Origin of the sequence: Kitasatospora sp. NPDC088351 (assembly GCF_040685575.1) — a bacterium.
In the GTDB taxonomy this organism is placed as follows: Bacteria; Actinomycetota; Actinomycetes; order Streptomycetales; family Streptomycetaceae; genus Kitasatospora.
In genome coordinates this window covers 57,901-78,079 of the sequence record NZ_JBFBIL010000039.1, presented here as the reverse complement: position 1 = coordinate 78,079, position 20,179 = coordinate 57,901, and the positions used below count along the sequence as shown (strand labels likewise).

At 73.9% G+C, this 20,179-nt stretch carries 15 protein-coding genes; 3 read left to right on the top strand and 12 right to left on the bottom strand.

Annotation, left to right across the window (positions count from 1 at the left end):
* Positions 1–445: 445 nt before the first annotated feature.
* Positions 446–1,864 carry an AarF/ABC1/UbiB kinase family protein gene (locus AB0P06_RS24985; protein ID WP_363610929.1) on the top strand — a complete coding sequence of 473 codons (1,419 nt, stop codon included), beginning with the start codon at positions 446–448 and terminating at the stop codon, positions 1,862–1,864.
* Positions 1,865–1,949: 85 nt separating this feature from the next.
* Here the strand turns inward: AB0P06_RS24985 and AB0P06_RS24980 are convergent, their stop codons facing one another.
* From AB0P06_RS24980 to AB0P06_RS24965, 4 genes are all read right to left on the bottom strand, one after another.
* Positions 1,950–2,348: a hypothetical protein gene (locus AB0P06_RS24980; RefSeq protein WP_363610927.1), complete on the bottom strand. Its 399-nt coding sequence runs from the start codon at positions 2,346–2,348 to the stop codon at positions 1,950–1,952.
* Entirely contained in the window at positions 2,345–2,689 is a 345-nt protein-coding gene (locus tag AB0P06_RS24975) for a WhiB family transcriptional regulator (protein ID WP_363610941.1), read from the bottom strand. Before AB0P06_RS24975 ends, AB0P06_RS24980 begins: the two co-directional genes overlap by 4 nt.
* Positions 2,690–2,881: 192 nt before the next feature.
* On the bottom strand, positions 2,882–3,346 hold the full coding sequence (locus AB0P06_RS24970) for a hypothetical protein (protein WP_363610925.1): 465 nt from the start codon (positions 3,344–3,346) through the stop codon (positions 2,882–2,884).
* 291 nt (positions 3,347–3,637) lie between these two features.
* Complete coding sequence (locus AB0P06_RS24965; protein ID WP_363610923.1) at positions 3,638–5,872, bottom strand: ATP-dependent DNA helicase UvrD2; 2,235 nt, start codon at positions 5,870–5,872, stop codon at positions 3,638–3,640.
* 218 nt (positions 5,873–6,090) lie between these two features.
* Here AB0P06_RS24965 and AB0P06_RS24960 point away from each other — a divergent pair, with 218 nt between their 5' ends.
* Positions 6,091–6,348 carry a mycoredoxin gene (locus tag AB0P06_RS24960; protein ID WP_363610921.1) on the top strand — a complete coding sequence of 86 codons (258 nt, stop codon included), beginning with the start codon at positions 6,091–6,093 and terminating at the stop codon, positions 6,346–6,348.
* Between the two features lie 26 nt (positions 6,349–6,374).
* On the opposite strand, the gene AB0P06_RS24955 is transcribed toward AB0P06_RS24960, so the two are convergent.
* From AB0P06_RS24955 to AB0P06_RS24930, 6 genes are all read right to left on the bottom strand, one after another.
* Positions 6,375–7,244, bottom strand: coding sequence for a GntR family transcriptional regulator (locus AB0P06_RS24955; protein ID WP_363610919.1), 870 nt, complete (start codon positions 7,242–7,244; stop codon positions 6,375–6,377).
* 261 nt (positions 7,245–7,505) lie between these two features.
* On the bottom strand, positions 7,506–8,447 hold the full coding sequence (gene nudC, locus AB0P06_RS24950; protein WP_363610917.1) for an NAD(+) diphosphatase: 942 nt from the start codon (positions 8,445–8,447) through the stop codon (positions 7,506–7,508).
* Between the two features lie 69 nt (positions 8,448–8,516).
* Entirely contained in the window at positions 8,517–9,929 is a 1,413-nt protein-coding gene (locus AB0P06_RS24945; RefSeq protein ID WP_363610915.1) for a dipeptidase, read from the bottom strand.
* Positions 9,930–10,060: 131 nt separating this feature from the next.
* Complete coding sequence (locus tag AB0P06_RS24940) at positions 10,061–12,946, bottom strand: FtsX-like permease family protein (protein ID WP_363610913.1); 2,886 nt, start codon at positions 12,944–12,946, stop codon at positions 10,061–10,063.
* Positions 12,943–13,719 carry an ABC transporter ATP-binding protein gene (locus tag AB0P06_RS24935; RefSeq protein WP_363610911.1) on the bottom strand — a complete coding sequence of 259 codons (777 nt, stop codon included), beginning with the start codon at positions 13,717–13,719 and terminating at the stop codon, positions 12,943–12,945. Before AB0P06_RS24935 ends, AB0P06_RS24940 begins: the two co-directional genes overlap by 4 nt.
* Before the next feature lie 100 nt (positions 13,720–13,819).
* A complete protein-coding gene (locus AB0P06_RS24930) occupies positions 13,820–14,470 on the bottom strand; it encodes a PadR family transcriptional regulator (RefSeq protein ID WP_363610909.1) in 651 nt (216 codons plus the stop codon).
* Positions 14,471–14,548: 78 nt separating this feature from the next.
* On the opposite strand from AB0P06_RS24930, the gene AB0P06_RS24925 reads away from it, so the two are divergent.
* Positions 14,549–15,517, top strand: coding sequence for an endonuclease/exonuclease/phosphatase family protein (locus AB0P06_RS24925; protein ID WP_363610907.1), 969 nt, complete (start codon positions 14,549–14,551; stop codon positions 15,515–15,517).
* A gap of 10 nt (positions 15,518–15,527) precedes the next feature.
* On the opposite strand, the gene AB0P06_RS24920 is transcribed toward AB0P06_RS24925, so the two are convergent.
* Positions 15,528–16,715, bottom strand: a complete 1,188-nt coding sequence (locus AB0P06_RS24920) for a PP2C family protein-serine/threonine phosphatase (protein WP_363610905.1) — start codon at positions 16,713–16,715, stop codon at positions 15,528–15,530.
* Positions 16,716–16,905: 190 nt separating this feature from the next.
* Positions 16,906–20,115 carry an ATP-dependent DNA helicase gene (locus tag AB0P06_RS24915; protein ID WP_363610903.1) on the bottom strand — a complete coding sequence of 1,070 codons (3,210 nt, stop codon included), beginning with the start codon at positions 20,113–20,115 and terminating at the stop codon, positions 16,906–16,908.
* Positions 20,116–20,179 lie beyond the last annotated feature (64 nt).

The window sequence follows — 20,179 nt, the reverse complement described above, 5'->3', positions numbered from 1 at the left end:
GGGCCGGATCGGGCAGGCGGTGGCCCGCCGGGCCCAGGCCTTCGACATGCCGGTCGCCTACCACAACCGCCGTGAGCTGCCGCCCGGGGCGGCGGGCCGAACGGAAGCCCAATCGCCTCGAACCACCGCGCACAGGAAGTCGGCCCGACCGACTTCCTGTGCGCAACGCCACCCGGTGCGGTCGAGGCGCGGCCCTCCGCCCCACGGCAGCGGGCAAGGCCCACCCCTGGCCCTCTGCTGGCACTCTGCTGGCCCTCTGCCGACGGACGGGCCCCGGGCGGGGCGCGCGAGGAGAGCGGCGGAACCGGCCGGAGGCGGGTGCCCGGTGAACCGTTGCAGCAAGTGGCAAATGCGGCCGGGGGCGGAGTGGGGAGCGGGCACAATGGCGTAGTGATGGTCGGCCCCCGGTCGTGGGGTGCCGGGGGCGTGTGGATTGGAGGCCCGGGTGAGCGATCTTCCGCGCAAGGCAGTGACCCGCACGGCACGGCTCGCCGCCCTGCCGCTGGGGATAGCCGGCCGGGCAACGCTCGGACTGGGCAGGCGGATCGGCGGGCGCTCCGCCGAGGTGGTGACCGCCGAACTGCAACAGGCCACCGCGGACCAGCTGTTCAAGGTCCTGGGCGAGCTCAAGGGCGGGGCGATGAAGTTCGGGCAGGTGCTGTCCGTCTTCGAGGCCGCACTGCCGGAGGAGGTCGCCGGGCCGTACCGGGCCGCGCTCACCAAGCTCCAGGACGCCGCTCCCCCGATGCCCGCCGCCAAGGTGCACACCGCGCTGGAGCAGCGGCTCGGTGAGGGCTGGCGCGAGCTGTTCCGCAGCTTCGACGACCGCCCGGCGGCCGCCGCGTCGATCGGGCAGGTGCACCGGGCGGTCTGGCACGACGGGCGCGAGGTCGCGGTCAAGGTCCAGTACCCGGGCGCGGGGGACGCGCTGCTGGCCGACCTCTCCCAGCTGAGCCGGGTGGCCTGGCTGCTCGGCCCGCTCATCCCCGGGCTCGACATCAAGCCGCTGATCACCGAGCTGCGTGAGCGGGTCGCCGAGGAACTGGACTACGAGCTGGAGGCCGGTGCCCAGCGCCGGCACGCCGAGGAGTTCGCGGGCGATCCGGACATCGTGGTGCCCGGGGTGGTGGCGCAGGCCGACCAGGTACTGGTCACCGAGTGGATGGACGGCGTCCCGCTGGCCGAGGTGATCGCGAACGGCACCCAGGAGGAGCGCGACCGGGCCGGGCATCTGCTGGCCCGGTTCCTGTTCGCGGGCCCGTCCCGGACGGGTCTGCTCCATGCCGACCCGCACCCTGGCAACTTCCGGCTGCTCAAGGACGACGGCCCGGCGGAAGGCTGGCGGCTCGGGGTCCTGGACTTCGGCACCGTGGACCGGCTGCCGGGCGGGCTGCCCGCCCCGATCGGCGCCTCGCTGCGGATGGCGCTGGCCGGGGACGCGGCGGGCGTGCTGGACATGCTGCGCGAGGAGGGCTTCGTCAAGCCCTCGATCGAGCTGGACCCGGACGCGGTGCTCGACTACCTGCTGCCGATCATCGAGCCGGCCGCGGTGGACACCTTCCACTTCACCCGCAGCTGGATGCGGTCCCAGGCCGCGCGGATCGCCGATCCGCGTTCGCCCGCCTACAACCTGGGCAAGCAGCTCAACCTGCCGCCGGCGTACCTGCTGATCCACCGGGTCACGCTGAGCACCATCGGGGTGCTCTGCCAGCTCGGCGCGAAGGCGCCGTTCCGTACGGAGATGCTGGCGTGGCTGCCCCAGTTCGCGGACGAGGCCGCGGGCGGGGGCGCCGACCAGGCCGAGGCGCCGGAGCCGGAGCCGAAGCCCGCGAAGAAGCGCGGCGGCGGCACCCGCAAGCGCTGACCCCCGGCACAACGGCCGCAGGCCGCTCCCCATGGTGGGGAGCGGCCTGCGGCACGACGGGGGTGGGGCGAATCCGGCCCCGCGCCTACATCAGCGCGACGGCGAGGGCCTTGCGGGCGCGCAGCGAGGCGCGTTCGGCCTTCTGCTTGAGCCGGCTGGCCCGGGCGATCCGGGTGACGAGCCGTTCGTGCTCGGCTTCCTGCAAGCGCTCTTGCATATGGGCACGGGCCAGGGATTCGTGGAGAAGTTGCATCTCGAGGGTCCTGTTCTGGATCTGAAGTTCGGTGGTCTGCTCTGCGCGGACGGTCGGATCGATGGCGGCGGCGGTCATGTCGTGGTCCTGCTCGTGGTGCGACGTGGGGAAGTGGACGGTGCGGGCTGCGTCGGCTTTGGCGGCGGCGAGACGCACGGAGCGGCGCAGGGCGCTGTCCAGCGGGGGCTGCTCTCCCCGACGGACGGCCGCGGCTCCGAGCGCGGGGTTCACGCTGCGACCTCGGTCTTGCGCGGGCGGCCACGCGGCCGCTTGCGGGCCACGACGACACCCTGGACGAAGAGCTCGCCGCCCCAGACGCCCCACGGCTCACGCCGCTCCAGCGCGCCGGTCAGACAGACGTCCTTGACCGGGCAGGTGCCACAGAGGGACTTCGCGTACTCGACGTCGGCCGGCGTCTCCGCGAAGAAGACCTCCGGGTCGAAGGCGCGGCACGGGATGGGGAGACCGAGCGCCTCGGCCTGCTCGATCGAGGTGAGCTGCATAAGAGAAACCTCCGGGGGGTCGGCCTGGTCGGCCTTGGTGTTCTGGCTTGTCGGCGGTACGGACGGGATGGGCGGTGTGATGACCGTGGACACTGTGGGCGTCTTCCTCGTCTTTTCAGTGGGTCCGGCTCAGCTGACTGGTGGGGCTGGGCCGGAGGCCCCGGGGGGCCTGGGTGGTCTTGCGTACCGGACAAAACAGAAGGGCCGCGGATCCCGGTGTGACGGGTTCCGCGGCCCTGGAGGTGCCGACCTGAGGCTTCCTCAGGTTCGTTCTCTCCAGGGTTCAGGCCCGCGGAAGGCCCTCATCCGGACGGCCATGGCGCCGGTAAAGGCGGCCTTGGCCTGGTTAATCTGCTGCTCGTTCTGCTTCTGGGCGTTTCCGGCACCGATGACCTGCGCATAGCCGCCATGCATGGCAAGGGCTACTGCCGCCTTCGGTGCCTGGGTCGGTCGCTCATCACGCAGGGAGCGCGACGTGCCGGCCGACGCCCAGTCACGGGACAGACCGGTCTCGACGGAGGTGCCTTCGATGCCGCCCGTGACACCCGTGATGCAGAGATCAGTGTGTCCAGGACCACTGACAACGGGGACGACGGAGACACCGGTGGTGTCGAGACCCAGACCGGTTCCACCCAGCTCGGCGAGAGCCCGCAGGCGGGCGGCACGCAGGGAGGAGGTAGCGACGACGGTCTGGCCAGTCAGTTTGGTGATCGTGATGGTTTCCACTGTCTTCGCCTCCTCTCGGCGCCTCGCGAGGCCTGGTCTCCCGGGCCTCGAACTGTTCGGATGTCTGTCTCGGTGGTGCGGGTGGAGCTGGTGAAACTGTAGATGTGGCTCTGGTGCGCAAGGGAACAAGGCGCAGGTGTCACCCCGCACGATCGCGTCCCCTTGACCGCTCCGGCAGGCTATTGCGCTCCCGGTACGACGCGCAAACTATTTTTCCGGCGAGTTTCCCGGCGGGTTCCGAAGCACCCCGGGCGACCGCTTCCGGGCCGGCTCGGACCAGCCCGGTCCGGCTCAGGCCGGTTCGGCCGGATCGCCGTCCTCGACGTCGACCGGATCGTCCTCGGGCTCCTCCCCCGCGCACAACGAGAGCACGGCGGCCCCGTACTTGTCCAGCTTCATCGCACCGACCCCCGAGATCACGGCCAGCTCCTGCCGGTTCGCGGGGACGTCCTCGGCGATCGCCATCAGCGTCGCGTCGGTGAAGACGACGTAGGCCGGCGCGCCCTGCTTCTTCGCCTGCCCGGCCCGCCACTCGCGCAGCCGCTCGTACAGCCCCTCGTCCATCGTGGAGGGACAGCTCTCGCACCGGCGCAGCTTGCGTTCGACCGCCTCGGTGAGCACCCGCTCGCAGACCCGGCACTTGACCGGCCCGCGCACCCGGCGCCCGGCGGAGCGCTCGCCGGGCTCGACGCCGCCCCGCCCGCTCCGGCCTCCGGCGCGTGCGCCCGGTGCGCCGGAGTTCGGCCGCAGGCCGTCCAGGAAGCGCGTCGGCTTGCGGCTGGCCCGGCCGCCCGGGGAGCGGGAGAGCGCCCAGGAGAGCGAGATGTGCTTACGGGCGCGGGTGACGCCGACGTAGAGCAGCCGGCGCTCCTCCTCGATCTGCTCGTCGGTCTTGGCGTAGATGATCGGCAGCGTGCCCTCGGTGAGGCCGACCAGGAAGACCGCGTCCCACTCCAGGCCCTTGGCGGCGTGCAGCGAGGCCAGGGTGACGCCCTCCACCGCGGGTGCGTGCTGGGCGGCGGCGCGGGCGTCGAGTTCGGCGACGTACGCGGCGAGGTCGGCGCTCTGTCCGTCGGCGGTCCGGGTGCGCTCGAACTCCTCGGCGAGCCGGACCAGCGCGGCCAGCGACTCCCAGCGCTCGCGCACCGCGCCGGAGCCGGCCGGCGGCTCGGGGGTGAAGCCCCGGGTGGCGAGGACGGCACGGACCTGGGCGGCCAGCCCGGGGGCGCCGTCGGTGAGCGGGTCGGAGCCGGCCCGGGCGGCGCCGCGCAGCAGCACTCCGGCGTCGCGGACCTCGGGCCGCTCGAAGAACCGCTCGGCGCCCTTGAGCTGGTAGGAGACGCCGAGGTCGGCGAGCGCCTGCTCGTAGACCTCGGACTGGCCGTTGGTGCGGAACAGCACGGCGACCTCGCTGGCCCGCACGCCCGAGGCCAGCAGCTCCTTGATCCGGCGGGCGGTGGTCTCGGCCTCGGTCGGCTCGTCCTCGTACTCGGTGTAGACGGGTTCGGGGCCGGCCTCGCGCTGCGAGACGAGCTCCAGCCGGTGCCGGGCGGCCTGGCCGCGGGCCTGTGCGAGCAGGCCGTTGGCGAGGTGGACGACCTGCGGGGTGGAGCGGTAGTCGCGGACCAGCTTGACCACCGTCGCCTCGGGGTGGCGGGTGCGGAAGTTCAGCAGGTAGTCGGGGGTCGCGCCGGTGAAGGAGTAGATGGTCTGGCTGGCGTCGCCGACGACGCAGAGGCTGGCGCCGCCGCCGGGGCCGGTCCACTGGTCGAGCAGCCGCTGCTGGAGCGGGGAGACGTCCTGGTACTCGTCGACGGTGAAGTGCCGGTACTGGGTGCGGACCTGGTCGGCGATGTCCGGGCGGTCCTCCAGGATGGCGGCGGTCAGCAGCAGGACGTCCTCGAAGTCGATGACGCCGCGGCGGCTCTTGGTCTCCTCGTAGACCCGGTAGACCTGGGCGGTCTCGGCCGGGTCGCGGGGGGCGTCGCGGCCCGACTTCTGCACCGCGGCCGGATAGTCGTCGGGGCCGATCTGGGTGACCTTGGCCCATTCGATCTCGGCGGTGAGGTCGCGCAGTTCGGTGCGCTGGACCCGCAGCCCGCAGCGTCCCGCGGACTCGGCGACCAGCTGGACCTTGCGTTCCAGCAGCTGGGGCACCGGCCCGCCGACGGCGCGCGGCCAGAAGTACTGGAGCTGGCGCAGCGCGGCGGCGTGGAAGGTGCGGGCCTGGACGCCCTCGGCGCCGAGCTGGCGCAGCCGGCCGCGCATCTCGCCGGCGGCGCGGGCGGTGAAGGTGACCGCGAGGACCTGCTGGGGCTGGTAGACCCCGCTGCGCACGCCGTAGGCGATCCGGTGGGTGATGGCGCGCGTCTTGCCCGTGCCGGCGCCGGCCAGGACGCAGACGGGCCCCTGCAGGGCGGTGGCGACGGCCCGTTGCTCGGGGTCGAGCCCGGCGAGCACCGCGTCGGGGCCGGAGGGGGCCCGGTAGTCGTCGAACGGGCTGCCGCTCAAGAGGTCTTCCTGCATGCCTTCCATCCTCTCAGCCCGGTGGGACAACTCGGGCGGGCTTGTCCACAAGCGCGGTGTGATCGCAGGATGATCACCACGCCTCCCGGCGTGCGGAATGGCGGCTGCGCCCCCAAGGGTGAGAGGTCGCCCCTCACTCCGGGCGTCCGCGGAATGACCGTCGCGCGGCGGACGTTCTCGCCTGAGACCGTACGCCCCCTCCCGAAGGAGCCCCCTCGATGTCCGGCAGCGTCACGATGTACAGCACGACCTGGTGCGGGTACTGCAACCGACTCAAGAGCCAGCTGGACCGTGAAGGCATCGGCTACACCGAGATCAACATCGAGGAGGACCCGGCGTCGGCGTCCTTCGTCGAGTCCGTCAACAACGGCAACCAGACCGTCCCGACCGTGCTGGTGCAGCCGGTCGGCGGCGGCGAGCGGGTCGTGATGACCAACCCGAGCCTGATCCAGGTCAAGAAGGCCCTCGCGGCCTGAGTCCACGGTGTCCCCGGGCCGGTGCGCTACGGCGCGTCGGCCCGGGCCGCGTCCGCCCTGGCCTGGTCCGCCCTGGCCGGGTCCACCGGGGTGGCGGGCGCGGGCAGCGAGGCGCGGGCGGCGAGGTCGCCCACGCCGTAGACGAGCCGGCTGCGGTCGGCCGAGTAGCGGGTCTCGATGACCCGGACGGGCCCGCGCCGGTCGTAGGTGACCCGGGTCTGGACCATCAGCGGCACCCCGGGGCCGCCCTGGAACCACTGTGCCTCCTCCGGCCCCGGCATCCGGGCGACCAGGTGGTCGACGGCGCCGATCTCGGTGCGGCCGAGCACGGCGAGCACCGCCTCGTCCCCGCCGTCGATCTGGTCGGGCTCCATCAGCGGGGTGCCCGCGGCGAGGCCGGCCCGGTAGTGGCTCTCCTCGATCGAGTACGGCTCGCGGTCCAGCATCCGCAGCTGGCGGCGGACCACGATGGCCTCGCCGGGCCGCAGTCCGAGCCGCTCGGCGATGTCGACCCGGGCCCGGACGATCATCATCTCGAAGTCGACGGTGAGCTCCCGGCCGGCCTCGACGGCCTCGCCGAGGTAGACGGCGGTGGGCACGGCCAGACAGTCCCGTGGCGCGGGCGGCAGGGTGGGGCCGAAGGCGCGGTGGTCCAGGACGGGATGCTCCCGGAGATAGGTGCCCTTGCCCTGGAGGCGGACCAGCCGGCCCTCGTTGACCAGCACGTCGACGGCCAGCCGGACGGTGTTGCGGGCGACTCCGTACTGTCGCTCCAGTTCGCTCTCGACCGGCAGGGCCGCGTCGGCGGTGAACTCGCCCTCGGCGATCCGGCGGCGCAGATCGGCGGCGAGACGCTGGTATTTGGGGGATTGGGCGGTGCCCCGTGGAATTGTCACCCGAGTGAATGTAGCGAGGGAGGTGACCCCGTCCGGCCGATTCCGGCAATGTCCTCCGTATCGGTGACGGCGCACCCGGGGCGCACGCCCTCCCCCGGGGGCCTAGGTCCCTCCGGATACGAACATCCGCACGGCAGGTCGGCCGGGCCTCGGCCGCAGCAACCGGCCCCGACGGCCAGGACCGCGATGACCCGAGCAGCATGGGGCTCGAAACGGAAAATTGGGGCGCACGAATTTATCCGCACGCCCCATTTCGCCGCATTACCAGCGCGCCGCCGACGGCAGCGGTTCGCCGTACCAGAGTTCGACCAGGTGACGTGCGATCGAAATCCCGGACGGCGGCAGGATCTCGCCCGCCGCCATCCCGGCCCGCAGCTCCTCCCGGGAGAACCAGCGCGCCTCGGCCAGCTCCTCGCCGTCCACCGTGATCGCCGTCCCGTCCGGGGCCGCCTTGCCCATGAAGCCCAGCATCAGGCTGGACGGGAACGGCCAGGGCTGGCTGGCGACGTAGCCGACCTCGGCGACCCGCACACCGGCCTCCTCGAAGACCTCGCGGATCACGGCCTGCTCGATCGACTCCCCCGGCTCCACGAAGCCGGCCAGGGTCGACCAGCGGCCCTCCGGCCAGATGGCCTGGCGGCCGAGCAGGCAGCGGTCCTGCTCGTCGGTGATCATCATGATCACCGCCGGGTCGGTGCGCGGGTAGTGCTCGGCCGCGCAGGAGGTGCAGCGGCGGATGTGCCCGGCACCGGCCTTCTCGGTCGGGTGCCCGCAGCGCGAACAGAAGCTGTGCAGCCGGTGCCAGTGCTCCAGCGCGACGGCGTGCACCAGCAGCCCGGCGTCCCGGTCGGAGAGCAGCCCGCCGACCTCGCGCAGCCCGGCCGGCCGGGCGTCGCCGTCCAGCCGCCCGGGCAGGCTCTCGCCGGCCAGTGCGAAGTACGAGACGCCGTCCTCGTCGGTGCCCAGGAAGTAGCGGTCACCGGTCTGCGGCGCCTCGAAGGAGGGCAGCAGGACCAGTTCGGTGCCGTTCCCGGTGTCCACCACGAACGCCTCGCCCCCGGCGATCGGCAGGACCTTGGTGTTCGGGTGGCTCCACGCGGCCGCCAGCCAGGGTTCGTCGAACCGGTGCTGGGCCGCCCGGTCCACCCCGGCCCGGGCCAGCGCCAGGTGCCGCGGGCGTTCGGTCTCAGGCACGGTGCTCACTTCGTTCCATCCCCACGTGATGAATCATCCGGATGAGTGATCTCGCTGTCAGGGCGGGCCCTGTGGCCCTCACACGCCCTCGCCGCCCGGCCGCCAGTTCTCGGCCAGGTCGCCCCAGAGATAGGCGGCCGTCTCCACGCCCTTGGCCAGCAGGTCCAGCTCGACCTTCTCGTTGACCGAGTGCCAGCCGTCCGACGGCACCGAGATGCCGAGGAAGAGCACCGGCGCGCCGAGCACGTCCTGGAGGTCGGCGGCCGGGCCGGAGCCGCCCTCGCGGGTGAAGAGGATCTTCTGCTGGAACGCCCGCCCCATCGCCCGGACGGTGGACCGCAGCGCCGGGTGGTCCAGCGGGGTCAGGCAGGGCCGGGTCGCGCCCGGGAACACCAGCTCGTACCGGATGCCCTCGGGCACCCGCGCGGCCACCCAGTCCCGGACGGCCGCCCGGACCTGCTCCACCTCCTGCCCGGCGACCAGCCGGAAGGAGAGCTTGAGGTGCGCCGAGGACGGCACGATGGTCTTGCCGCCGGGGCCGGTGTAGCCGCCCCAGATGCCGTTGACCTCGGCGGTCGGCCGGGCCCAGACCCGCTCCAGGGTGGAGTAGCCGGCCTCGCCCCGGGTGCCGTACGACTTGGCGACCTTCAGCCACTGCGCCTCGTCGAAGGGCAGCTCGGCGAAGAGCTCCCGCTCGCGCTCGGTCAGCTCGACCACGCCGTCGTAGAAGCCTGGCACGGAGACCCGGCGGTCGGCGTCGTGCAGCGCGGCGGCCAGCTCGGCCGCGACCGCGGCCGGGTTGGGCACGGCGCCGCCGAAGGAGCCGGAGTGGATGTCGGTGTCCGGGCCGTACAGGTCGATCTGGGCGTCGGCCAGACCGCGCATACCGGTGCAGACGGTCGGCGTGGTCTCCGACCACATGCCGGTGTCCGAGATGATCACCACATCGGAGGCCAGTCGCGCGGCCTCCCGGCGGACCAGGTCGGCGAAGTGCGGCGAACCGGACTCCTCCTCACCCTCGATCAGCAGCTTGAGGTTGACGGCCGGGGCGGTGCGCCCGGTGGCGGCCAGGTGGGCCCGGACCCCCAGCGTGTGGAAGAAGACCTGGCCCTTGTCGTCGGCCGCGCCGCGGGCGAACAGCTGCTTCCCGACCACGGTCGGCTCGAACGGCTCGGTCGCCCAGCCGTCCTCCTTGGCCGCCGGCTGCACGTCGTGGTGCCCGTAGACCAGCACGGTCGGCGCGGACGCGTCCCCGGACGGCCACTCGGCGAAGACCGCCGGCAGGCCGTCCGTCTCCCAGACCTCGGCCACCGGGAACCCGGTGTCGCGCAGCTTCGCGGCCAGCCACTCGGCGGAGCGGCGCACCTCGCCGGCCCGGCCGGGGTCGGCGGAGACCGAGGGGATGCTCAGCCACTCGGAGAGGTCGGCCAGGAAGGCGCTCTGGTGCCGGTCGATGAAGGAGCGGACGACGCTGTCCGGGGTTTTCGTCATACGGACGACTTTAGTTCGCCCGCGCGGGTGTCCGCCCCGGCCGTCCGGCGCACGAGACCTGTAACGTCCGTCACCCCCGGCCGCACGGAGACGGCCGGGGGTGACGAGGGGTGGTGGCGGCGGACCGCGCGTCAGCCGGAGCGGCGCAGCAGCGAGATCCGCGAGCGGGTGAGCAGCGTGGCCAGTACCACCGCGAGCAGCGGCAGGACGACCACGGTGACCCCCACGTTGAGCCACGGGAAGACCACCAGCGACCGGTTCGCCACCTGCTCGGGGCTCATCCCCGGGAAGACCGCCGCGGCGGCCTCGACCTTGAGCAGCGCCACGGCCGGCACCACGCCGGCGACGACGCCGAGCAGGGTGCCCATGGTCGCGATCACTCCGCACTGGAAGCCGGAGAGGGTGCGGCGGATCCTGGGCTCGGCGCCGACCGCCGCGAGGGTGGTGAGGTCGCGCTGGGAGTCGGCGGCGGCGAGACCGGTGGCGATGCCGGCCGCGCCGAGCGCGACCAGGGCGGCGAAGGCGGTCAGGCCGAGGGTGACCAGGTCGCGCTGGGAGTGGTAGCCGCGCTCGACCTGGAGGTAGGTGTGGTCGGCGAGCTTGCTCAGCGCGCCCATGGCCTTCTGTTCGGCGCCGTCGGTCGGGGCGGTCTCGGGCAGCCAGACCGAGCCGGCGTCGGTGGTGGTCAGGCCGAGCCGGTGGGCGGTGTCCGGGGTGATCAGGGTCTGGCCGGCGGTCGGGATGACCGCGGTGGCCAGGTAGGCGTCGACGGCGACCTCGTGGACGACCTCCTCGACCGGCTTGCCGGGCTTGGCCGCCGACCGGTCCTGGGGCTCGGTCAGCTCGACCAGGACCGTGCCGTCCTTGACGTACTTGGGGTCGAAGACCACGGCCTTGCCGGCCGCCAGCGCCTGGCCGACGGCCGGGTCGGTGATGCCGAAGAGGTTGTGCAGCACGGTGGCGTCACCGGACACCAGGGCGCCGAAGGTGTTGGACCGGCTGGTGTGGCCGCTCTTGCAGCGCTCGTCCTCCTTGCGGAGCCGGTTCGCCTCCTCGTCGCTGATGTCGACGAAGCCGTTCGCGTCCAGCGGGCAGCGCCGTTCCTTGGGCATGTTGACGGTGACGAAGCCGCAGCTGCCCTCGGTCACCGCGCAGTCGCCCTTGTAGCCGACCTTCTGGACGTCGGCGCGGGTGCCGAGGCCGGGGATGCTGCTCTCGACGGCGTTGCGCATCTGGGGCAGCAGTTTGCCGTCCGCGGCGGAGCCCCAGCCGCTGTCCAGGGTGACCGCTCCGGCGGGCGCTCCGGCGGTGTACTCCCGGCGTTGCTGCTCGTCGGTGCTGAAGGTGTAGATGCCCATGGCGACCGACCCGGCGACGGCGGCCATCACGGCGGCGACGGCGGGTGCGGTGCGCCCGCGGTGGCGGACGGAGTCGCGCAGGGCGAGGCGGGGGCCGAGCGGCAGCCAGCGGCCGATCCGGCCGAAGAGTCCGACCAGGTAGGGGGTGAGGGCGACCATGCCGAGTTCGGCGACCGCCGAGCCGCCCAGGACGGCCAGGCTGGTGTTGCCGAAGCCGCCGGTGGAGCCGAGCAGGGCGAGGGCGGCGCCGCCGCCGAGCATCAGCAGACCGAGCAGGGCCAGCTTGCGGCTCGGCGGCTTGAGCGAGTCACGGCCGGTGAGCGCGGCGACCACGTCCTGCCGGGAGGCCTGGACGGCGGGGACGACGGCCGCGAGCAGGCCGGTGACCAGGCCGATGGCGAGGACGCCGAGCAGGTCGAGCGGCTGCACGTCGAAGTGGCCGAACCGCTGCCCGGCGTACTCCTCTGCGTGGGTGCGCACCAGGGCGACGGTGCCGAGGCCGAGGCCGAGGCCGAGTGCGGCGCCGGTGGAGCCGAGGACGATGCCGCCGCCGAGCACGACGGCCCGGATGTTGGCGCGGTCACCGCCGCCGGCGGCGAGCAGGCCGAGCTGCCGCCGGGAGCGCCTGGCGCCGACGGCGAAGGCGGGGCCCGCGAGGAGCACGATCTCCAGCAGGGCCATGCCCATCACGGTGGCCAGGATGACGACCCGGGTGCGGTCGAAGTAGCTGGTCCCGCCGGATTTCCGCTGGTCCTCCTTGACGTAGTAGGGCACGTCGGAGCGGGCCGGCGGGTCGAGCATGATGTTGCGCGCGGCGAGGGTGAAGCCGTACTGGTTGAGCTCGCTCACCTTGGGCCAGTCGAACGTGGCCCCGGCGGGGAGTTTGACCAGCCACCGGTCGGTCCGGTCGTCGGACGGGTTGCGGCGCGAGCCCTGGCCGGCGGCGTACGCGTTCAGGGGGTCGATCAGGGAGCCGGGCCGGGCGACCAGTTCGGTGGCCCGCAGCTCGCCGGGGTACTCGACGACGGCGGTGATGGTGTAGGGGGTGGCTTCGAGGCCGCGCGGGGCGGTGCGGTCGCCGAGCTTGAGCCCGGAGCGGTCGAGGAAGGCCTGGGTGACGGCGATCTCGTGGCCCGCGCCGGGGGCACGGCCCTTGACGAGGTCGATCCGGCCCTTCCAGACCGGGTCGTTGAGGTCGGCCTCGGTGGTCTGCACGCTGAGCAGGCCCTGGGCGGTGCTGGTGGAGGTGAACGGGCCCCGGCGCTCCGGGATGAGCGTGCTGCCGGGCGGGAGCAGTTGCCGGGCGAGTTCGGCGGGCTCGGTGTCGAGGCTGCGGCGCTGCTCGGGGGTGTACTTGGGCCGGCCGTTCTCCTGCTCGGCCGCTTCGGGGCTCTCCATGTCGTAGCCGGTGTCCGGGTCCGGGGCCTGCATGATGATGGCGCCGCGCTCCACGAGCTGGAGTTGGGCGTTGGCCTGGCCCATGGCGCGGACGACCCGCTCGGCGGGGTCGAGGTCGGCGCTGCGGAAGACCACGTCGGCGCCGGTGACGCCGAGGACGGGCAGGGCGACCATGGCGACGACGAGGGCGCTGCGGCCCTTGGCGCGCAGAGCGTCGCGGCGGGCGATGCGCAGGGCGACCCGCCAGGCGGTGAGCTTCACTGCTGCACCGGGCCCTTCCCGCTGTTGGCGGCGGCGGTGACGAGCAGGCTGGCGGCGTCCTGGCTGATGCTCTCGTCGACCATGCGGCCGTCGCGCAGGAAGACCACGCGGTCGGCCCAGGCGGCGTGCCGGGCTTCGTGGGTGACCATCATGGCGGCGGCGCCGGCGTCGCAGCGGGCCCGCAGGACGGCGAGGACGGATTCGCCGGTGGTGGAGTCGAGCGCGCCGGTGGGTTCGTCGGCGAGGACGAGGCGGCGTTCGCCGATCAGGGCGCGGGCGATGGCGACGCGCTGCTGCTGGCCGCCGGACATGTCGTCGGGGAAGCGGTCGGCGAGTTCCGGGATGCCGAGCTCCTCCAGGGCGGCGAGGGCCTCGCGGCGGGCCGCGCGGGTGGAGAGGCCGTCGAGTTCGCGGGGCAGTGAGATGTTCTCGGCGGCGGTCAGGGCCGGTATCAGGTTGTAGTCCTGGAAGACGTAGCCGATGGAGCGGCGGCGGACCTCGGCCAGCCGCTTGCGGCTGAGGCCGCCGAGGCCGACGCCCTCGACCAGGACCTGGCCGGTGGTCGGGGTGTCCAGGCCGCCCGCGAGGGTGAGCAGGGTGGACTTGCCGGAGCCGGACGGGCCCATGACGGCGACGAACTCGCCGGGGTGGACCTTGAGGTCGACCCCGCGCAACGCGTGTACTTCGGACGCGCCCTGTCCGTGGACCCGGGTGACGTTCTCCAGGTGCAGAACGGCTTGGGTGCCGCTGCGGGTCGGATCGGTGTGGGTCACGCTTCCCCCTGCTGTTCTGGGCTCCTGGTCGGGAGCCGGTGGTTCTGGTGGTGGTGCGGGGCCGCGGTCCGGCCCCCGGCCCGTGCTGCGGGGCACGGGTTCAGGCCTTGGTCCGCCGGCGGCCGGGGCGGCGGGTGGTCCTGGTCTCGGTCTCGCGGGCCTCGGCGGCTCTGGCCTGTTCGATCTCGGCCTGCTGGGCGAGGCGGGTCTCGCAGTGGTCGAGCCAGCGGATCTCGGCCTCGGTCTGGAAGATGAGCTGTTCGAGGACGAGCAGCCAGGCGAGGTCGGCGCCGGGGCTGGTGGACCGGCCCTGGCTTCCGGCGTTTCCGGGGCGGGTCTCGCCGGCCAGGGCGCGGCCCTTGAGCCGGGTGTAGTCCTGGAGGGCCTTGATGCTGTGGCGTCGCTGGCCCTGGACGACGGCGGGCACGTCCACCCCGGGGACGGTCACCGCCATGGCGAGCTTGATCGCCAGTTCGTCGCGCGGCGGGTTGGTCCGGGGCACCGGGGTGTCGAACCAGGCCCGCAGTTCGGCCCGGCCGGCCTCGGTGACGGCGTAGAACTGGTGCCCCTCCTCGTCCTCCCCGGCGGGCTCGACCAGGCCGTCGCGCTCCAGGCGGGACAGGGTGGTGTAGACCTGGCCGACGTTGAGCGGCCAGGTGGCACCGGTGCGCGCCTCGAACTCGGTGCGCAGCTGGTAGCCGTAGCGGGGGCCCTGGTCGAGCAGGGCGAGCAGACCGTGACGGATGGACATACCGAGTATGTATACCCGGTATGCCCGGCGGCCTCAAGCGGCGCCCCCGCCCCCGGCGAGCGGGTACCGTCGTGCGGTGTGAGCCAGTTGCGCATCGCCACCTTCAATCTGCTGCACGGTCAGCCGCTCTCGGCGGACGGCACCCCGCTGCCCTACCCGGCCGACCCCGGAGGGCCGTTGGCGGAGGCGGTGGCCGCGCTGGACGTCGACGTGCTGGCCCTTCAGGAGGTGGACCGGCACCAGTCGCGCTCGGGCGGCGCCGACCAGGCGGCCGTCGCCGCCAAGGCGATGGGTGCGGCCGACTGGCGGTTCGCGGCGGCGCTGCACGGCCGCCCGGCGCCGGTGGCCGGCTGGCTCCCGGAGCCGTCCGCCCCCGAGTTCCAGGTGTACGGGCCGGGCGAGGTCGGCGACGGCGCCCCGCCCTCGTACGGCACCGCGCTGCTGACCCGGCTGCCGGTCCGCCACTGGCGGGCCCGCCGGTTCGCCCCGGCGCCGTTCGGGCTGCCGCTGCGGGTGGCCGGGCGGCGCGGGCTCACGCCCGTCCCGGACGAGCCGCGGGCGGCGGTGGCGGCGGTGCTGGAGGGCGAGCGGGGGCCGTTCACGGTGGTGGCCGCGCACCTGTCGTTCGTCCCGGGCTGGAACATGGCGCAGCTGGCCGGGATCCGGCGCTGGATCGCCGACCTGCCGGGGCCTTACCTGGTGCTGGGCGACTTCAACCTGATCGGCGCGGTGCCCCGGACGGTGCTCGGCGGGGCCACCGCGCTGGACCGGACCGCGCCCCGGGCGCGGGTGCGCGAGCTGCGGGCGGCCCGCCGGGCCCGGCCGCGGCTGGTGGAGCCGCGCCGGCGGCGGGTGCGCGAGCCGCGGGCGCGGCTCCAGGGCTGGCACGACCTGGCGCGCACGCCCACCTATCCCTCGCACCGGCCGGCCGTGCAGTTCGACCATGTGCTGGCGGTGGGCGTGCCGCGCACCGCGGTGGGTCCGGCGGCCGCACCGCGGGCGGCGGTCTCCGACCACCGGCCGCTGGTGGTGGCGGTGTCGCTGTAGTCCCAGGAAGCTACCGCCGGGTCAGCAGCCCGTTCTGGTGCGGCAGCTGGGCTCCGGCGGCCGGCGGGGGATCGTACTGGAGCAGCAGCATCGCGGCGTCGTCCCCGAGCTGGCGGCCGACGTGCCGGACGACGTCCTCGTGCAGCCGCCGCAGGACCTCGGCGGGCCGGCCGTCCGCGTGCCGCGGCAGCCGGTCGGCGAGCGGGTAGAAGGCGCCGGAGCGGTCCCGGGCCTCGATGACGCCGTCGGTGAAGAGCAGCACGCGGTCCCCCTGGAGCAGCGGGACCCGGTGCACGGGCGGCCGGACGTCGGCCGGGTCGAGGACGCCGAGCGGGGGCACCGTCTCGGCGAGCTCCAGCGGCCGGACGGGCTCGGCGCCGCGCAGCAGCAGGGGTGAGGGGTGGCCGCAGTTGACGATCTCGGCGGTGCCGTCGGGCCGGACGCCGATCAGCACCAGGGTGACGAACTCCTCCTCCACACCGGGGTGGTCGTTCTCGTGCAGCGCGCGGTCGAGGCTGACGGCGAGCCAGCCGGCCACCCGGTCCAGCGCGGACTCCTGGTGGGCGGCCTCGCGGAAGGCGCCGAGCACGGCGGCGGCGGTCTCCACCGCGCCGAGCCCCTTGCCGCGCACGTCACCGACCACCGCCCGGACGCCGTGCCGGGTGTTGACCACCTCGTAGAGGTCTCCGCCGATCCTGGCGTGGGCGGCCGCGGCCTCGTAGTGGACGGCGGCGCGCACCGTGCCGACCCGTTCGGGGACGGGCCGCAGCAGTACCCGGCGGGCGATGGAGGCGACCAGCTGGGCGTCGGCGAGCGCCTCCTCCTGGCGCAGCCGCAGGGTCGCGCTGACCCAGCCGATCGCGGCGACCAGGAGGATGGCGAAGACGGTGGCGCTGTGTACGGACTCGCCGAGCACATCGTTGTGGAAGGCCATCAGGAAGGCGCCGGCCTCGGTGCAGGCGCCGATGGCGAGCGGGTACCAGGTGCGCCGGCTGACCACGGCGGCCAGCGCGGGGACGGCGGTGAGGGCCGGTTCGACCGTCACCGCGGTGTTGCTGATGTAATCGAGGACGACGACCAGCGTCATGCCGATGAACGGCAGCGCGAGCGCCGTTCTCGGCCAGGTGCCGGTCGCACCGGCCGCGGGCCCCGGGGCCGGCCCGGCGAACCGCTCTCTGATCCATCCGGTCGCGCTCAACTTCGGTCTCTCCAGCAGAAGACGCCGATGCCGGGGGCACCTGCGGCGATGACTGAGGGTTAGGGAATGCGGGCCTCGCTGGCGGCCGGAGCACGGGGGTTGACCGGTTACCGACCCCACAATAGGCGCGAAACGTGCACGACGCACAGGTTTCGCGCGATGCCGTGATGACTTGACTGCTCTCTGTGACTCATTCTTCACTGTTCCCGATCAGGAGCCGTTCCAACTCTTTTCGGTCGGGAAGTCCTGCGGGTTGTTCGATCCGGCCGCTGCGGACATACAGGAACGACGCCGTGACCTGCTCCAGCGGAACGCCCAACTGTTCGGCCCAGGCGACCCGGTAGACGGCGAGCTGGAGCGGGTCGGCGGTCTCCTCGCGATGGGTCTTCCAGTCCACCACTTCGTAGCGTGACGCCGCACCGGATTCTGACCGGCCGTCACCTTCACGATAGACCGCGTCGATCCGGCCGCGCACCACCCGGCCCGCCAGCACCAGCTGGAACGGCGCCTCGACCCGGTACGGCGTCCGGTGCGCGTACGGGGTGCGCAGGAACGCCCCCTTGAGGCGCTCCAGGTCCTGCTCGTCCTCGATCCCGTCGTCGTCCGCGCCCGGCAGCGCGCCCGGCCCGATGAGCAGCAGCGGCTCGATCCTGGCCTGCACCCAGGCGTGGAAGCGGGTGCCCCGGCGGGCGGCGGGCTGCGGCGGGCGCGGCATCGGGCGGGCCAGGTCGTGGGCGAAGCCGTCCGGATCGGCGGCCAGCCGCAGCAGCTGGGTGGCGGAGAGCGCGGGCGGCAGCGGCACCTCCCGGACGCCACGCCGGGAGCGCTCCAACTCGCCGAGCAGCGCGGTGAGGTCGCGGTCCCAGGACTCCACCTGGCGGCGGTCCTCGACGCCCATCGGCTCCGGCTCCGGGGCGGGCTGCCCGGCCAGCCGGCGGCGGACCACCTCGGCGACCCGGCGGCGGGCGTGCTGGGCGGCCGGGTCCAGCGGCAGCGGCCAGGGCCGTTCCACCGGGGCGGCCAGCGCGGGGTTCTCCGCCCCCTTGGCGGGCTGCTCCGCCCAGTGCTCGGTCTCGCCCGCGCCGGGCCGCTCGCAGTGGGCGCGCAGCGCCTCCAGGAAGGCGGACGGGCCGCGGACGGTCTTCTGGGTCGGCCCCCACCAGTGGCCGGAGGCCAGCAGCAGGGAGCGCGGCCGGGTGAAGGCGACATAGCCGAGGCGCAGCTCCTCGGTGGCGGAGTGCTCGGCGAGCTGCTGCCTGAACGCGGTCATCGACTTGCCGGTCCAGCCGCCGCGGACGTCGGGCAGGGTGGCCGCGTCGCCGCGCAGCGCGTGCGGGAGCACCCGTTTGGTGCTGGTCCAGCGCTCGCGCGGGGCCGAGGACGGGAACGCCCCCTTGACCAGGCCGGGGACGGCGACGACGTCCCACTCCAGGCCCTTGGACTTGTGGGCGGTGAGCACCTTCACGGTGTCCTCGCCACCGGGCAGGCTGCTGTCCAGGCCGCGCTCGTACTGCTGGGCGGCGCGCAGGAAGCCGAGGAAGGCCGGCAGGCCCGGGTCGCCGTCCAGGTCGGCGAAGCCCGCCGCGACGTCCAGGAAGGCGTGCAGGGTCTCCCGGCGGCGGGCGGCCAGGGCCTTCGGCGAGGCGGCGAGTTCGACCTCCAGGCCGGTGACCGCGAGCACCCGGTGCAGCACGTCCATCAGCGGCTCGGCGAGCGAGCGGCGCAGCTCGCGCAGCTCCCGGGCGAGGCGGGCGAACCGCACCCGGGCCTCCGGGGAGAACGGCAGTTCGTCGGGCTGGTCGGCGTCCAGGAAGGTCTCCAGCGCGTCGGCGAGCGAGACCACCTCGGTGGGGTCGGTCTCGGCGACGGCGGCGGCCAGCGCCTCCACGCCCTCGGGCCGGGCGGTGCGGACCAGGTCGGCGGCGCGGCGCCCGAGCAGGGCGAGGTCGCGGGCGCCGATCCGCCAGCGCGGGCCGATCAGCAGCCGGACCAGCGCCGCGTTGGCGGTCGGGTCCTGCAGCACCTCGCAGACCGCGACCAGGTCGGCCACCTCGGGCAGTTGCAGCAGTCCGCCGAGGCCGACCACCTCGACCGGCACCTCGCGGGCGACCAGCGCCGCGTGGATGTCGGGGAACGCCGCGCCGCCCCGGCAGAGCACGGCGATCCGGCCGGGCGCGGTGCCGGTGCGCACCAGGTGGGCGATCGAGTCGGCCAGCCAGTCGATCTCGGCGGCGTGGGTGGGCAGCAGCGCGGCCCGGACGTATCCGTCCTGCTCGGCGCCGGGCGCCGGGCGCAGCGCCTCGACGCCCGCGTGCATGGCGCGCAGCGGCGCGGCCAGCTCGTTGGCGAAGGCGAGCAGCCGGCCGCCGCTGCGGCGGTTCTCGCTGAGCGCGTACCGGGCGGCCGGGGTGCCGCCGGCCTTCGGGAAGTGCCGGGGGAAGTCGTCCAGGTTGGCGACGGAGGCGCCGCGCCAGCCGTAGATCGCCTGGCAGGGGTCGCCGACGGCGGTGACGGCGTGGCCGCCACCGGCGCCGTCCGGGCCGGCGCCGAAGAGCCCGGCGAGCATCAGCCGCTGGGCGACGGAGGTGTCCTGGTACTCGTCGAGCAGGACCACCCGGAACTGGCCGCGGAGCAGTTCGCCGACCTCGGGCCGCTGCTGGGCGAGGCGGGCGGCGGCGGCTATCTGGTCGCCGAAGTCCATCAGCCCGGCGGCGGCCTTGCAGCGCCGGTACTCCTCGACCAGGCGCAGCAGTTCCAGCCGGGCCCGGGCGGTGCCGGGGACGGCCCTGAGGTCGTCGTTGGTGAGTTTGGCGGTGGCCAGGGTGTCGAGCAGTTCCTCGTCGTACGCGCGCAGGGCGGCGGGCTCGACCAGGTGCTCGGCGAGTTCGCCGTCCAGGGCGGTGAGGTCGGCGACCAGGTTGGCGAAGGTGCCGGTGAGCGCCGGGAAGGGGCCGCGGGCGGTGCGCAGCACCTTGGCGGCGAGCTGGAAGCGGGTGGCGTCGGCGAGCAGCCGGACGTCGGGCTCGATGCCGATCCGCAGGCCGTGCTCCTTGAGCAGCCGGCCGGCGAAGGCGTGGTAGGTGGAGATCTCGGGTTCGCCGAGCGGCTCCTCGTCCGGTTCGGCGACGCCGGCGCGCAGCAGGGCGGCGCGGACGCGTTCGGAGAGTTCGCCGGCGGCCTTGTTGGTGAAGGTGAGGCCGAGCACCTCCTCGGGCCGGACGGCGCCGGAGCCGACCAGCCAGACCACGCGGGCGGCCATCACGGTGGTCTTGCCGGAGCCGGCGCCGGCCACGATGACGGCCGGTTCCAGCGGGGCGCCGATGGCCGCCATCTGCTCCGGGTTGAAAGGGATGCCCAGCAGGTCCTTGAGCTGGTCGGGGCGGCTGAGCACGGCGGTCACCCCCCAACGCTAACCGGACGGGCGGACAGTCCCTCACCCGAACGGCCCCGGCGCTCCCCCGGCC